Below are 14,083 nucleotides of genomic sequence, written 5' to 3'. Positions count from 1 at the left end.
ATCCGGATCCTGAGACGGCGGCTTACGGCTGTTTGCACTGTGGGTGTTAATCCGCCCACTCAGTCTCTGGACCAGCACCATCAGCAACTCGATGGCCGTCCGCATGGAAGGCGCGACGGTTGTGTCTGCTTGGCGTTGTTGTCTGACGTCCGCCAGCGCAGCGTCGACATCAATGTTAGTGATCTTCATGGATCTGAGTACCGTNGAGTGATGCATTATTATCGCACGACTTTTTCAGGTCGAATTTTTCGTCCTGAGCGCGGATTTGACGGGGTTTTTCAAATCGACGTCGCCCCGGGGATGGACAACAAAACGAAAGGGCCGTGAAGGGATCCTGGAGGCCTTGCGCGCCGCTTTATGGGTTTGCGTTGAGTGTGGCCTAAATTCATGAAATTGGGACCAAAACCCTGTCAAGAACTTTTTTAGAAAATTTGAGCTGAATAGTTACGATACTTTTTACGGTAGGGGATTTACGTTAGGGGTTTGAAAAACGGGTGTTGATAGGTTTATTCCTCGCGCTGAAGCGCTTTTCAGAGGCTTCTTTCCTTTGTCTTCTAAATAATTTTCGTTACTGCCCTACCGCTTTTAACCACTTTTAAAGCTAAATCCTTATTGTTCGGGCTTTTTTTTTGCGCGTTTGATATTTAGGCTTCATACCATTAACCTATATTCATTGAACGCTTGTTCAACTTTTTGGGTGATCGTTCAAACCTGAGCGCTATCGGCATTCGATCCGCTCCGGGGCGAAGAGCCACGGACAGCGCCTACCATCTTTCAATGCGCGGTTCACACCCGTGGCACTAGAGCCACCCTGTGCGGGCACCCTGATTGGAAAAATGCACAGCGCTAACGCTGTGACCGACAATCCATAAAAGAGAACGACAAATGAAAAAGCTTGTTTTGGCCTGTGCTGGCCTTGCTATCAGTGGCGCTGCCGTGGCGGCCCCGAACACCGAATGTCAAACCGTTCGTTTTGCCGATGTTGGCTGGACCGACATCACTGCCACCACCGCGCTGGCCTCCGAAGTACTGGAAGGCATGGGCTACGAGCCAAAAGCGAAAGTGCTGTCGGTGCCCGTGGCTTACCGGTCGCTCCAGAACAAAGACATTGACGTGTTTCTGGGCAACTGGATGCCCACCATGGACGCAGACGTGCGTCCTTACCTGGAAAGCGGTGATGTTGAAACCGTCATCACTAACCTGGAAGGCGCCAAATACACCTTGGCGGTACCGCAGTATGTCTACGATGCCGGTGTGACCAGTTTTGCCGACATTGCCAAGCACGCCGACCAATTTGACGGCCGTATCTATGGCATTGAGCCCGGCAACGATGGTAACCGTCTGATTCAGGACATGGTCGGCCAGGATGCGTTCGGTCTTGGTGAGTTCCGGCTCGTGGAGTCCAGCGAAGCTGGCATGCTGTCCCAGGTGGGCCGCGCAGTTCGTCGTAATGAATGGGTGGTATTCCTGGGGTGGGAACCGCACCCCATGAACGCCAATCATGACATGGCCTACCTGAACGGTGGTGACGACTTCTTTGGCCCCAACTACGGCGGCGCAACCGTTCACACCAACGTGCGCAAGAATTACCTGAACGAGTGCCCGAACGTGGGCAAGCTGCTAACGAACATGACGTTTTCACTGTCCATGGAAAACGAAGTGATGGGCGCCATTCTGAACGACGGCGAAGAGCCACGGGATGCTGCTCACACTTGGCTCGCCAACAACCCGGCCGTACTGGATGGCTGGCTCAAAGGTGTCACGACCTTGAACGGCGATGCAGCGCTGCCTGCCGTTAAGGCATCCCTGAAGTAGTACTGAAGAAAGCACTGATGAGAATTCTGTAGAGAATACTTTGGTGGCGCTCTGAACTGACCGGTTCAGGGCGCCCGATTGTGTAACGAACACCTCCCATTTCCGGTGTCGGCCAAGGCCTGCACCCAATAAGACTGAACACCATGAGCTGGATAACTAAGCACCAACTGCCTTTCGGCGACTTCGTCGAAGGCATTGTTGATTTTCTCGTCGTTAATTTCAGCGGCTTTTTCGACGCTGTTTCCGATACCCTGAGTAGCATGATCCACGGCCTGACAGAGGCCCTGTTATGGGTACCGCCTGGCGCTCTGGTATTGCTTTTTACTGTGGCGGCACACCTTCGTCATCGCCGTTGGGGATTGACCGCTTTTACCGCCTTTAGCTTTTTGCTGATTTGGAATATTGGTTACTGGGAAGACACCATGGCGACGCTGTCGCTGGTGTTGTACGCCACCCTATTGTGTGTGGTGATCGGCATTCCTCTGGGCATTTATGCGGCTCATAGCCGTTGGCTGTACAAATTCCTGCAACCGGTGCTGGATCTGATGCAGACCATCCCACCCTTTGTTTACCTGATCCCGACGCTGACTCTGTTCGGTCTGGGGGTGGTCCCTGGCGTGATCTCAACCGTGATCTTTGCCATCGCCGCCCCGGTGCGCCTGACTCACCTGGGCATCTCCCAGGTTCCAAAAGAATTGGTCGAAGCGGGCAAGGCCTTTGGCTGCACCAACCGGCAACTGTTGTTCAAGGTTGAGCTGCCCGCTGCCATGAGCTCCATTGGGGCCGGTATTACCCAGTGCATCATGTTGTCGCTCTCAATGGTTGTTATTGCTGCCTTGGTAGGCGCCGATGGCTTGGGTGTCCCGGTGGTTCGGGCTTTGAATACGGTCGATATCGGCAAAGGCTTTGAAGCCGGTCTGGCGATTGTGCTGTTGGCCATCTGGATGGACCGGTTCTTCCGCCAAAGTGATGCTAAGGAGACGTCATCATGATCGAATTTGAGAATGTAAACGTCGTCTTCGGCAAAAACCCCAAACGCGCGTTGCCGCTGATTGAACAGGGCCTTGACCGGGCCGCTATCCGTGACCAGACCGGATTAGTAGTCGGTGTGCAGAACGCCAGCCTGAGTGTCAAGAAAGGTGAGATTTGCGTTTTGATGGGGCTGTCCGGTTCCGGCAAGTCCAGCTTGTTGCGCTGCGTCAACGGTTTGAACGATGTCACCAGTGGCGCTATACGCATTAAACACAATGGCGAGATGGTGGATTTCACCCAGGCCAGCGATAAAGTTCAGCGGGACATTCGTACCCGTCGCATCTCCATGGTGTTTCAGAACTTCGCCCTGATGCCCTGGCTGACGGTGGAAGACAACGTCGCTTTTGGTCTGGAGCTGCAGGGCCTGGGCAAGGCCGAGCGCCGCAAGAAGGTCGCGCGTCAATTGGAGCTGGTTGGCCTCTCCGGTTGGGCCAAGTCCAGACCGGCCGAGCTGTCTGGCGGTATGCTGCAGCGGGTGGGGCTGGCCCGGGCATTGGCAACGGAATCGGAAATTCTGCTGATGGACGAGCCCTTCTCTGCCCTTGACCCGCTGATTCGTAACCAGTTGCAAGACGAACTGCTGACCCTGCAGGAAGAACTGCAGAAAACGATTGTGTTCGTCAGTCATGATTTGGATGAAGCACTAAAGCTGGGCTCGCACATTGCGATTATGAAGGACGGCCAGATCGTTCAACATGGCAAACCGGAAGCCATTGTGCTGCAACCCGCGAACGATTACGTCAAAAGCTTTGTTGCCAGCACCAATCCGCTCAATGTTCTGGCCGCGCGTTCCCTGGCGTTGCCTATCGGGCAGATACAGGAAGACGCCAGCGGTAATCGTTGCATCAATAAACGCTACGGTATCTGGCTACACACACCGGATGTAGCGGAAAAGGCGGTGGTCACCAGCGGTGGCCAAACCTTCCAGACCCAGCTTTGGCAAGAAGGTCAGGCCATCGAAAGCCTGGCCCAGCAGCCCACCCGCATCGCACCAGACACCCCCTTGCGGGATGCCGTGGAGATTCGGTACTTCACCGGTCATAGCCTGCTGGTGGAAGAGAATGGTCAGATCACCGGCGCCATCGGCGACCGGGAACTGTATCACGCGATGCTGGGCAAACATTTAGACGACAGCTAGGGCAGAAACATCGGCGGCTCAACTCAGCTACTACGACAACAACTCAGTGACGCGGGTTATTGTCGTCAGAGGACGACTTGTTATCGGATTTGCTGTCATCGGATGTGAGGTAGTAATCCTTTTCCTCGAATATTTTCACCTCAGGATCTTCAATGCTGTTACTGCCGCGGCCCCGAAAAAGCCAGAAAGCCACAACAGCGCCAATAATGATCAAAATAATCCACTTCATATCCCTTTCCTCCACACAATGAGATACCTTTTCTAATCACCTTTATCCTATGCCCATGGTGCCAGATCGCAAGCGTTTCCCATGACGCACTCGCTATTCGTTGTCGACTAAACGCACATAAGCAGCCGTTCAAATACGTGCGCGGCGAGGATTGATTCTTTGTATTTCCGGTAGTCAGCGAGATTCACCTCACCGTCAGGCTGCCAGCCAAACCCGGGCAACGCAGTTATATTGAGCAAGCGATTCTTTCAAAGGTTTTCGCAGACACCGATTATTCCACCAAAAAGCCCTGACTCAAGTTCGGGATTCGTACTGAGCATAAGCGCATACTGGCCACGTTATGACTCCAAGGAATCAGTGATCACTATGCCTAGCTGCTATAGTTGTCGGAAAGTATTTGAGCCTTCAGCGCTAAGGATTTCGTATTCGAAAAACTATTGTGAGGGTTGCGGGGTTGGCCTGTTCGGTGCGGATTACTTCGGTTTCTCCGAAAAGCCTAACCCGACGGCTCAGAAAAAAATAACCGTCTATTTAAAAGTGATTTTTGTATGGAGCACGGGATTTTGCTTACTGGTTTTTCTTTTTTTTAGTATGTCCGCGCAGAGCCATGCACAGGACAGCATACGGGATAACGCGAGAGGTAAAGAGCTTGTTTAGCCACGCGAGCGAGCGTTCTGGGCTTGATCAGGGCCTCTACAGGTAGCCGTCCAAAGAGCCAACAAAAATCGCGTGCCCTGCGCGCTTGGCCGAAAATACCCAATGCAGGCTTTTCTATTGCATTCCCCCTCTCCTGCTACTAATATTTATCGTAGAACAGCTTGACGGGGTGCCGGTGAATCCGGCTGAGATGGTGCAGGGTGTAATCGTATTAACGGTTAACCAAGCACTGGTCCCGCTGAACCTGATCCGGCTAATGCATTGCCACTGGCAACGCGGGTACCGGCGTAGGGATCAAGCGATGGCCTTGGCTTAATTTCATGCCTATCTTCTCCGCCATTTCCTCGATCTCCTTCGCTCGCCCTCCGGATCATTGCTCCCGGAGGAATCACCGATCATGAGACACCGTTTTATTAATGTTACCAGCGACTGCCAGAAAGATTGGCACGCCTGCGCCCTAGCTGCTTTTAAAAGCCTTACGTTGCCAGACCTACCCACGCCCACCACACTGCGCGGCGCCCAAAACCCCTTTGATGCCTGGATTGGCATCTACGAAAGCGATGAATTTCAGGCCGCCATGCCAATAGAGCTTGGATGGCTAAGTACACGCCTGCCTGACACCTCCCCCCCGCCCGCCTTGTCAAACTTAGCCAACGAACCCAATACAACAACCACAATTAGAACTAAAGGAAGACGACCGTAATGAGTAAAACTAGCCACTTTTTAGCCAAAACAGCTCAAGTCGATGCCGCTGCTATTCAGCCGCTGCCCGGCTCGCGTAAGGTGTATATTGAAGGTTCACGTCCGGATATCCGTGTGCCGTTCCGGGAAATCTCGCTTTCGCCCACCAAAACCACAGGCATTGATGAAGAAAACCCGCCACTGTTGGTCTACGATACCTCCGGCCCTTACACCGACCCAACCGCCAGCAACGATTTACGCCACGGCTTACCCCCCCTTCGCCATGCCTGGATTGAAGAGCGCAACGACACTGAATTCTTGGCAGGCCACACCTCGGAGTACGGCAAGCGCCGAGCTAACGACCCCACCCTTGCACAACTTCGCTTTGATTTGACCCGCACCCCGCTGCGGGCGAAGCCAGGAAAGAACGTTACTCAGCTCTACTACGCGCGCCAAGGTATTATTACCCCAGAGATGGAGTTTATTGCCATCCGCGAAAACCAGCGACGCCAAACGCTGGGCACTGCTGAGGTTGAGCGTATTTTGGGCCATCAGCACCCTGGTCAGAACTTCGGTGCCAGCTTACCAGAGGATATTACACCCGAGTTTGTGCGCGACGAAGTTTTCCGTGGGCGCGCGATAATTCCCAATAATATCAATCATCCGGAAAGCGAACCGATGATTATTGGCCGTAACTTTTTAGTCAAGATTAACGGCAACCTGGGGAACTCCGCAGTAACCTCCTCCATTGAGGAAGAGGTGGATAAGATGACCTGGGGCATCCGCTGGGGTGCGGACACCATTATGGATCTCTCGACTGGACAGAATATTCACGAAACCCGTGAATGGATACTGCGCAATTCGCCGGTTCCGATTGGCACTGTGCCGATCTATCAGGCGCTGGAAAAGGTCAAAGGCGTTGCTGAAGACCTCACCTGGGAAGTTTTTCGCGACACGCTGATTGAGCAAGCCGAACAGGGCGTGGATTACTTTACCATTCACGCAGGTGTGCTATTGCGCTATGTCCCGCTGACAGCCAAACGGGTCACCGGCATTGTCAGCCGCGGCGGATCCATTATGGCCAAGTGGTGTTTGTACCATCACCAGGAGAGCTTTCTTTATACCCACTTCGAAGACATCTGCGAAATCTGCAAACAATACGATGTGGCGTTTTCCTTGGGCGATGGCCTGCGCCCCGGTTCGGTGGCGGATGCCAACGACGAAGCCCAGATGGCGGAGCTTAAAACCCTGGGTGAGCTAACACATATCGCCTGGAAGCATGATGTACAGGTGATGATTGAGGGCCCCGGCCATGTACCCATGCACCTTGTTAAAGAGAACATGGACAAGCAGTTGGAATACTGCGACGAAGCGCCTTTCTATACCCTGGGGCCGCTTGTAACCGATATCGCACCAGGCTACGACCATATTACCTCTGGTATTGGCGCGGCGATGATTGGCTGGTTTGGTTGCGCGATGCTCTGCTATGTAACCCCGAAAGAGCACCTTGGCTTACCCAATAAAAATGACGTTAAAACAGGTATTATTACCTACAAGATCGCAGCCCACGCAGCGGACTTGGCCAAGGGGCACCCTGCGTCCCAACGGCGAGATAACGCACTTTCCAAGGCACGCTTTGAGTTCCGCTGGGAAGACCAGTTCAACCTGGGGCTAGACCCTGACACCGCGCGGGAGTACCACGACGAAACCCTGCCGAAAGATTCCGCTAAAGTGGCGCATTTTTGTTCTATGTGCGGGCCGAAGTTCTGCTCCATGAAAATCAGCCAAGAAGTCCGGGATTATGCCACCCAACACGGGCTTAACGGTAGCCAAGAGGCGGTAATGAAAGGCATGGAAGAACAGGCAGAAAAGTTCCGCCAGAAAGGCAGCAAACTGTATCAAGAGGTATAAAGTAAGAATTCTGGGGCGTATTGACGGCGTTTTCGATACCGGCGGGTCACGCTTACGCTGTTCATGGTTAGTGTCCACTAAGGAATAAGTGGACACTATCTTACCGACGGCGGCACCAGGCTCAAAATGGTATTGTAGGGTGTGTATGGCGAATAAATATCGGCTTGTTACGCCTTCGCTTTCCCCTGACAATACCTCCGTTTTGGGTAACACAGCCCATTGCAGCACATTCGCATTTTATACTGGGAGCAGGCATGTTCAGTCACATTATGGTTGGTGCAAACGATGTTCAGGAATCAAAGATCTTTTACGATGCTATTCTTGGCTCTTTAGGGCACGATTCTGGTTTGGTGGATGACAAAGGGCGCTGCTTTTATAGAACGAAAAGCGGCACTTTTGCGATAGGAAAGCCGATTGATGGCGAACCCGCTTGTCATGGCAACGGCACCACTATCGGCTTTTCCGCAGAAAATTCCGCAACAGTTGATGCCTGGCACTCTGCCGGTATTGCCAATGGTGGCACGTCATGCGAAAACCCACCCGGCCTTCGCGGGGGAACCAACGGAACCTTATATATTGCCTATTTGAGAGACCCCTCGGGCAACAAAATCTGCGCGCTATATCGGTAGAATGGGTTTTTTTGAACCACAGTTTATGTTTAGGCAAGTGGCGGGTATAGATGTACAAAAATCGAGATATTATCGCGCGTCTGCGTGAGCAGATTCCATCGTTCGAGTGTGTGGCGGGTTGTCACGATTGTTGCGGGCCGGTGACGACGTCTTCGGAAGAAATATCGCGCCTGCCTGTAAAAACTGACGCCGAACATGAAGCCGCACTTGGTGACCTTAGCTGTGTGCACCTCGGCCCCAATGGTTGCACGGTTTACGGGGAGCGCCCTTTAATCTGCCGGTTATTTGGCACAACACCCAGTATGCCCTGCCCTAACGGTCGCCGTCCCGACGTCATGATTGGCGCCAAAGTTGAGCGCCAGATCCATCACTACATTGCTAATACGCGGCAAGTATTGGTGTAGACTCAGTGCGGTATGTTCATTCGATCATTGAGAGAGAATAATAATGACAAAAGCCATTCGAGCATCTGATACGCCCTATGCAGTGGAAGTGGAATCTGGCAAAAATTACTTTTGGTGTGCTTGTGGTAAAAGCGCAAAACAGCCTTTTTGCGACGGTTCTCATAGTGGCTCAGATTTTAGACCCGTGAAATACGCGGCATCAGAAACGAAAAAGGTATTTTTTTGCGGCTGCAAATCAACAGCATCACAGCCAATGTGTGATGGCAGCCACAAGCAAATATAACAAGCCCGTCAAACCCATTTGCGGCGCTCGCCGGAGCACATACCCGTTGGCGCGTTCCGCCCTTTCGCCAGCAAGCAAATGCTCCTTGTGGGAGTAATGGACAGGCTGACGTGGTGGCAACAAGCCGTCAGATAGAGCGTTTCTTATGCGAATAATCATTCTGACAACCCTCGCCATGATTGCCTTTGCCAGCAATTCGGTGCTCGCCCGGATGGCCCTGAAACACACGGATATTGATGCTGCGAGCTTTACGGCGATCCGTTTGATTTCGGGTGCGATTGTTCTGATGCTGGCCGTGCGGATCAGCAACCGGCCCAGGGGCGGCAGCGGAAGCTGGTGGTCTGCTGCCGCCTTGTTCGCCTACGCGGCGGGTTTTTCATTTGCCTATGTGAGCTTGCCCACTGCCACAGGCGCACTGCTGTTGTTCGGCGCGGTTCAAGTCACCATGATTGTTTACGGTTTGTGGGTGGGAGAACGCCTGCTCAAGCTGCAATTAGCCGGCCTTGCGCTCGCTTTTGGCGGGCTATTGCTGTTGTTTTTGCCTGGTTTGTCAACCACACCGCCATTGGCCAGTTCCCTCTTGATGCTGGGAGCCGGAGTTTGCTGGGGTGTTTATTCTCTGCGCGGGAGAGGCGCAGGCGACCCCGTTCGCATAAGCGCCGGGAACTTTACGCGCGCCGTTGCCTTTACGGTCGCTTTAAGTATTTTCATGCTGAGCCGGCTTTCTTTGGATGTTGCGGGCATCTGGTACGCAATTATCTCAGGTGCGCTCACGTCCGGGCTGGGGTATGTTGTATGGTACATGGCAATGCCCATGCTAAAAGCCACGAACGCGGCGATCATACAGCTCAGTGTTCCCGTGATTGCAGCCGCAGGCGGCATTGTTTTTCTGGACGAATCTATAACCTTGCGATTGGCGCTGGCTTCCGGCGCCATTCTCGGCGGAATCGCGCTGGTCATTATTCGAAAACAACCTGCTCAGGTTACCCAGCAAGATATTGGAAAACACTTTAATGCTAAATAACAGAAATGATTTTAATGGCCAATAAAGAATTTATTTATCAGCGCATTCGTATTTATGTTGGAAAAGACTTTGACCCAACTGTTGATAGCCAAGTGGAAAATATTTTACGCTCTAAATTCAACATTCACTTGCCCCAGAGAACATCTCTGAATGATTCTCTAGCATCGACGAAAAGTGATCATGAAATTGTCGGTCTTATTTTGCAGTATCGTACAGCCGGCTAATGGCTATGCGCCATGCGGCTAAATACTTGAGCGACATTTTACACGCCTGGCAATCCGAAAACCCCGCCCCATACGTATCTGTTTTTTTGTCGATATCAAAACAGGGCACCCCACCGGCGGGCGCCCTCTCTTAAAGGAAGTCCCCTTTTGAAGCGTTTTGCGCTCACGTTGTTGCTGTTTAATGGTCTGTTGCTGGCGTTACTGTTGCCGCGTTACCCATGGATTCCCTGGGTTGCCGCCGAGGCGCTAATGGTATGTGCGGTGTTTAGCCTATTATCGCCCTCTTTATTTACCCGGGTGCTGGCCGGCGTGGTGGGTACGCTGTACGCCGTGTTGGCGTTATTTACGCTGAGCGATCTGCTGGTTCGCCAAAGTCTCGGGCGGGGACTCAACCTTTATCTGGAACTGGGAGTGGTCGGCTCTGTGGTCGATCTGATGCTAAGTAACCTCGGCACTGGCCTTTCATTGCTGATATTGCTGGCTTTACTGCTGGCATTTTGCGGCTTGGCATTCTGGGTAAGCAAACTGCTAAGCCGCCTTGCCGGCGGCCCGCACTCCGGTTTTGGCAAAGCGGCTTTTGCCACCGGTTTGCTGGTGGTGGCGGTGTCATTTGCGCCCCAGTCGGTGGTGAGCCTTAGCGCTGCGCAGCTAACAACCAATCAGATACAGCTGGCTATCGACACCCGTCGGTCAACGGCTGAGTTCAGCCAGAGTTTGGCGAACGATCCGGCGGCAGGAAAGCCTGTGGCCCTGACCGGCCTGGCCAACACCGATGTAATTTTCGGGTTTATCGAATCCTACGGTATTTCCAGCCTCGCAGACAACCGCTTTAAGCACCTTATTGGCCCCCGTCTCGACAAAATGGAAGCCGCCGTTAGCGCAGCGGGCCTGTACATGGTGTCTGGCCGCTTGCGGTCACCGGTGCAAGGCGGGCAATCCTGGCTGGCGCACGCCACGATGCTAAGCGGCCAGTGGATTGATACCCAGCTGGACTACGAGATTTTGCTAGCCAGCAACTACCCCACACTGATAGACGATATGGCGGGAACCGGCCACGATACCGTCGCGGTGATGCCGGCTATTACCCAAGACTGGCCAGAAGGCCAGGCATTCGGCTACAACCGTATTTACGAATCCACCACCATGGATTACCAGGGGCCTCCGTTTAACTGGGTGACCATGCCGGATCAGTACACTTGGTCCTGGTTTCAGCGCAGCGTTCGTGAACAAACCGTTGGGCCGATGTTTGCAGAAGTCGCTCTGATCAGCAGCCATGCTCCCTGGGTGCCTATTTTACCGGTGCTGGACGATTGGGACAGTGTTGGCAACGGCACAGCATTCAATCAGTGGGAAGGCGCCGGCGAAACACCTGCCAGCCTGTGGCGGGAGCCTGAGCGAGTTCGTGAACACTACGCCCTTGCTATCGATTACGCGCTGAACGTGGCGACAGGCTATGCAACGCGCCATGTAGATGAGAATACCCTGCTGGTGCTGTTAGGCGATCACCAGCCGGCACCGCTGGTGACCGGCGAAGGCGCCAGCCGGGACGTTATTGTTCACGTGATCAGCGGCAATCCGGAATTACTTGCGCCATTCCTGGCGACCGGAAGCGGGTTGCCCGGCTTTCAACTGGGAGCGAAACCAGACTTGAATCAGGATGGCCCCAGCATGGCAAGCGTCCGCCCGTTCATGCTCAAGGAGTTCCGTCGAGCGCCTCTGAGCACCGAAGTGGCCTCTGTGAAGGGTGTTGAGCAACAGTGAAAAAAAACGCCTTCTGGCTGTCACATCTGTTTAACTTTGAAGGATTATCCTCAACGCTCGTTCCAGTGCCTGGCAAACCCTAAGGCCGGTCTGGACCCAGCCCCTTCTGGGAGCACCCGATGCGGATAACCTTTTAGGAACGGGCGCTGCCGGTGGTGTGCCACTTTACGGTTGTTGTTGCGCGGCCTGTTCCGTCGCCAAAACGAACGCGACCTTTGCGCGCGAGCCCTGCTCTGCCCTGATCGAATCAGGAACCACCCGCATTCTGATTGATGGCGGCCTGATGGATCTGCACAAACGCTTTGCTCCCGGCGACTTGGACGCCATTGTGCTGACGCATTTTCACCCTGACCATGTTCAGGGGCTGTTTCACCTGCGCTGGGGCAAAGGGCCGAGTATCCCCGTGTTCATGCCGCCTGACCCTGACGGCTGCGCCGATCTGTTCCGCCATCCTGGCATACTGGATTTCAACCCTCAAAAAGCGTTCTCTGCATTTGAAATCGGTGGATTAAAGGTCACACCTGTGCCATTGATCCACTCGAAGCCCACCTTCGGCTATGTCTTCGAAGTTACGGGTGGCCCCACGTTTGCCTATCTGACCGATACTCGTGGCCTGCCCCATGACACCCAACACTTTTTACAAACAATGAAGCCTGATGGACTGGCAATAGACTGCACATTCCCGCCGTCTGGTCAGCCGAAAGGCCATAACGACTGGACCATGGCTCTGGATTGCATTCAAACCGTAGATCCGGCCCGGGCATGGCTCATCCACATCAGCCACGAGCTGGATAACTGGCGCCAGAGCACGAACCCGGACTTGCCGAATCGTATAAAGGTTGCCCAGGACGGGGACCGGGTAGATTTCACACTCCCGTCTTAAGACTTTCAACTGCTTTTCATCAGAATGACATCTAAACGACATCGAATCGTCACAGCCGCCAGAGACACTACCTGCACACGTTGGAAACACGACAGGGTAGGCGATCTATGGGTCCCGAAATTCAGGTTCAAGGTTTGTGAACTACTCGTGACTCAAGCCACGAGCTTCTAAAGGACAAGAATTTTCTCTCGTCTGTCGAGAATTCAGAGCATCACTGATTACCGCCTGAATGCCAGGTCTTACACAATCTCCGCTTCCTGAAGACGCCAGTTCTTGCGCCTTATTCGTTTTCTTTCGTCGCACTTTGAGGGTTCGGGGTGTTTTCTCTATCGAAAACGCCTCACTCCGAACGTGCGTGATGCCTCGTTTTTTGATAACACCCGCGGCGTTATCATCGGCGTTGGCGGCAAAACCGCAATTCAGGCACTGGAACGTCGCTTGCGACGGTCGGTTGCCTTTTTCAGTGTGGCCACACTGAGAGCATTCTTGGCTGGAATAGTGCGGTTTTACCCGCACCATCAGCTTGCCACGGTCTTTCAGTTTGTACGCGGTGAACTGGCGAATCTGGCCCATGTTCACTGAGTGGATGGCTTTATTAAGCCCACGCTTCGCGCTGGCCCCGCTGGCCAGCCAGCGCCCGGTGTCTTCACAGAGTTTCGCTTTGGGTTTGCGCACCATATTGCTGATCTTGATGTCTTCAAAAGCCGCAATGAGCGGGGTGTTATCCGCAATTTTCTTGGCAATGTGGTGCGAGTTGTTGTTCTGAATGTGTGCTCTTTTTTCACTACAGCGGGCTATGTGTTGCTGAGTCCTTTTCTCGCCACCGGTACGCTTTCGCTTCACGGTGCTGGCTGTGCGGTCGTTGGCGCGGGCCATTCGAGCGTATCGACGTTGATACCGAGCGCGGCGATCTTCCAGTTTAGCCAAAGCCACAAGAGCCTCGCCCGGCAAGTGATACACATCGCCCGATGACCCTGTGACCTGGCGTTTCACGCCCAAGTCAAAGCCTTCTACTTGGCTTTTCAGTTCTTCATCGGTGAGCAAGGCGGCGTACTGCCGAACGGCGCTCTCGCTCTTCACCTCCAGCTCTTTGTCGAAACTCATCGACAACCAGAATCGGCGTCCTTTGCGTGACACATACAAGGCCTTGCCCGCGGCTTTCGCCGCGAACGGCATGACCACGCCGGTCAGGTACTGACCGCGATGGCGTTTGCCAGAATTAACCTTCAACTGAATCAGGCAGCGGTCTTCGTCTAACGNNTGAACGTCGAACAACTCATTGGTGACGTAACAGTTCCGCTTTTTGTGCTTCGCCCGAACGGTGGGCCGGCTGCGTAGACCTTTGAGCGAGGCCTGATAAGACTCAAACCATTTGGCTCCGGCATTGCGGCGGATTTGCGCGGGAAGGTCTT

Annotated in this window: 13 protein-coding genes, 1 pseudogene and 1 riboswitch; of the genes and pseudogenes, 11 read left to right on the top strand and 3 right to left on the bottom strand. The window is 53.6% G+C overall.

Features of this window, described 5'->3' with window-relative positions; all coding sequences use genetic code 11:
* Window positions 1-189, bottom strand: a pseudogene (locus tag A3OI_RS0115720) (IS66 family transposase); the annotation flags it as partial.
* Between the two features lie 696 nt (window positions 190-885).
* Between A3OI_RS0115720 and A3OI_RS0115715 the strand changes: the two are divergent.
* The 3 genes from A3OI_RS0115715 (at window position 886) to choV (ending at window position 3,985) form a co-directional block, all read left to right on the top strand.
* Window positions 886-1,815 (top strand): choline ABC transporter substrate-binding protein, encoded by a 930-nt coding sequence (locus A3OI_RS0115715; RefSeq protein WP_018405201.1) that lies wholly within the window; start codon window positions 886-888, stop codon window positions 1,813-1,815.
* 143 nt (window positions 1,816-1,958) lie between these two features.
* Entirely contained in the window at window positions 1,959-2,807 is an 849-nt protein-coding gene (choW, locus tag A3OI_RS0115710) for a choline ABC transporter permease subunit (protein WP_018405200.1), read from the top strand.
* On the top strand, window positions 2,804-3,985 hold the full coding sequence (choV, locus tag A3OI_RS0115705) for a choline ABC transporter ATP-binding protein (RefSeq protein ID WP_018405199.1): 1,182 nt from the start codon (window positions 2,804-2,806) through the stop codon (window positions 3,983-3,985). Before choW ends, choV begins: the two co-directional genes overlap by 4 nt.
* Before the next feature lie 43 nt (window positions 3,986-4,028).
* Here choV and A3OI_RS0115700 read toward each other — a convergent pair whose 3' ends face one another.
* Window positions 4,029-4,214 (bottom strand): hypothetical protein, encoded by a 186-nt coding sequence (locus A3OI_RS0115700; protein WP_018405198.1) that lies wholly within the window; start codon window positions 4,212-4,214, stop codon window positions 4,029-4,031.
* A gap of 812 nt (window positions 4,215-5,026) precedes the next feature.
* Window positions 5,027-5,182: riboswitch (TPP riboswitch) on the top strand.
* Window positions 5,183-5,573: 391 nt separating this feature from the next.
* Between A3OI_RS0115700 and thiC the strand changes: the two genes are divergently transcribed.
* From thiC to phnP, 8 genes are all read left to right on the top strand, one after another.
* Window positions 5,574-7,463: a phosphomethylpyrimidine synthase ThiC gene (thiC, locus tag A3OI_RS0115680; protein ID WP_018405195.1), complete on the top strand. Its 1,890-nt coding sequence runs from the start codon at window positions 5,574-5,576 to the stop codon at window positions 7,461-7,463.
* A 254-nt stretch (window positions 7,464-7,717) separates the two neighbouring features.
* Window positions 7,718-8,092, top strand: coding sequence for a VOC family protein (locus A3OI_RS0115675; RefSeq protein WP_018405194.1), 375 nt, complete (start codon window positions 7,718-7,720; stop codon window positions 8,090-8,092).
* Between the two features lie 50 nt (window positions 8,093-8,142).
* Window positions 8,143-8,496, top strand: coding sequence for a YkgJ family cysteine cluster protein (locus tag A3OI_RS0115670; RefSeq protein WP_007351395.1), 354 nt, complete (start codon window positions 8,143-8,145; stop codon window positions 8,494-8,496).
* A gap of 43 nt (window positions 8,497-8,539) precedes the next feature.
* Entirely contained in the window at window positions 8,540-8,779 is a 240-nt protein-coding gene (locus tag A3OI_RS22235; protein WP_081622958.1) for a CDGSH iron-sulfur domain-containing protein, read from the top strand.
* Between the two features lie 145 nt (window positions 8,780-8,924).
* Complete coding sequence (locus tag A3OI_RS0115665; RefSeq protein WP_018405193.1) at window positions 8,925-9,803, top strand: DMT family transporter; 879 nt, start codon at window positions 8,925-8,927, stop codon at window positions 9,801-9,803.
* A gap of 14 nt (window positions 9,804-9,817) precedes the next feature.
* The gene (locus A3OI_RS0115660; RefSeq protein WP_018405192.1) at window positions 9,818-10,027 is read left to right on the top strand and encodes a hypothetical protein; all 210 of its coding nucleotides are present in this window, start codon (window positions 9,818-9,820) and stop codon (window positions 10,025-10,027) included.
* A gap of 147 nt (window positions 10,028-10,174) precedes the next feature.
* Window positions 10,175-11,788, top strand: a complete 1,614-nt coding sequence (locus A3OI_RS0115655) for an alkaline phosphatase family protein (protein WP_018405191.1) — start codon at window positions 10,175-10,177, stop codon at window positions 11,786-11,788.
* Between the two features lie 157 nt (window positions 11,789-11,945).
* Window positions 11,946-12,671, top strand: a complete 726-nt coding sequence (gene phnP / locus A3OI_RS0115650) for a phosphonate metabolism protein PhnP (protein ID WP_018405190.1) — start codon at window positions 11,946-11,948, stop codon at window positions 12,669-12,671.
* Window positions 12,672-12,812: 141 nt separating this feature from the next.
* On the opposite strand, the gene A3OI_RS21270 is transcribed toward phnP, so the two are convergent.
* A complete protein-coding gene (locus A3OI_RS21270) occupies window positions 12,813-14,066 on the bottom strand; it encodes an RNA-guided endonuclease InsQ/TnpB family protein (protein WP_456085388.1) in 1,254 nt (417 codons plus the stop codon).
* Between the last annotated feature and the right edge of the window lie 17 nt (window positions 14,067-14,083).

Origin of the sequence: Marinobacter gelidimuriae (assembly GCF_000372805.1) — a bacterium.
Lineage (GTDB): Bacteria > Pseudomonadota > Gammaproteobacteria > Pseudomonadales > Oleiphilaceae > Marinobacter > Marinobacter gelidimuriae.
Note: the sequence above shows the minus strand (reverse complement) of the source record. Positions and strands in the feature narration are given on the sequence as shown.

Excerpts from the sequence above, each read along its gene's own strand:
- A3OI_RS0115715 (WP_018405201.1), top strand. The coding sequence starts at position 886 with ATGAAAAAGCTTGTTTTGGCCTGTGCTGGCCTTGCTATCAGTGGCGCT.
- choW (WP_018405200.1), top strand. The coding sequence starts at position 1,959 with ATGAGCTGGATAACTAAGCACCAACTGCCTTTCGGCGACTTCGTCGAA.
- choV (WP_018405199.1), top strand. The coding sequence starts at position 2,804 with ATGATCGAATTTGAGAATGTAAACGTCGTCTTCGGCAAAAACCCCAAA.
- A3OI_RS0115700 (WP_018405198.1), bottom strand. The coding sequence starts at position 4,214 with ATGAAGTGGATTATTTTGATCATTATTGGCGCTGTTGTGGCTTTCTGG.
- thiC (WP_018405195.1), top strand. The coding sequence starts at position 5,574 with ATGAGTAAAACTAGCCACTTTTTAGCCAAAACAGCTCAAGTCGATGCC.
- A3OI_RS0115675 (WP_018405194.1), top strand. The coding sequence starts at position 7,718 with ATGTTCAGTCACATTATGGTTGGTGCAAACGATGTTCAGGAATCAAAG.
- A3OI_RS0115670 (WP_007351395.1), top strand. The coding sequence starts at position 8,143 with ATGTACAAAAATCGAGATATTATCGCGCGTCTGCGTGAGCAGATTCCA.
- A3OI_RS22235 (WP_081622958.1), top strand. The coding sequence starts at position 8,540 with ATGACAAAAGCCATTCGAGCATCTGATACGCCCTATGCAGTGGAAGTG.
- A3OI_RS0115665 (WP_018405193.1), top strand. The coding sequence starts at position 8,925 with ATGCGAATAATCATTCTGACAACCCTCGCCATGATTGCCTTTGCCAGC.
- A3OI_RS0115660 (WP_018405192.1), top strand. The coding sequence starts at position 9,818 with ATGGCCAATAAAGAATTTATTTATCAGCGCATTCGTATTTATGTTGGA.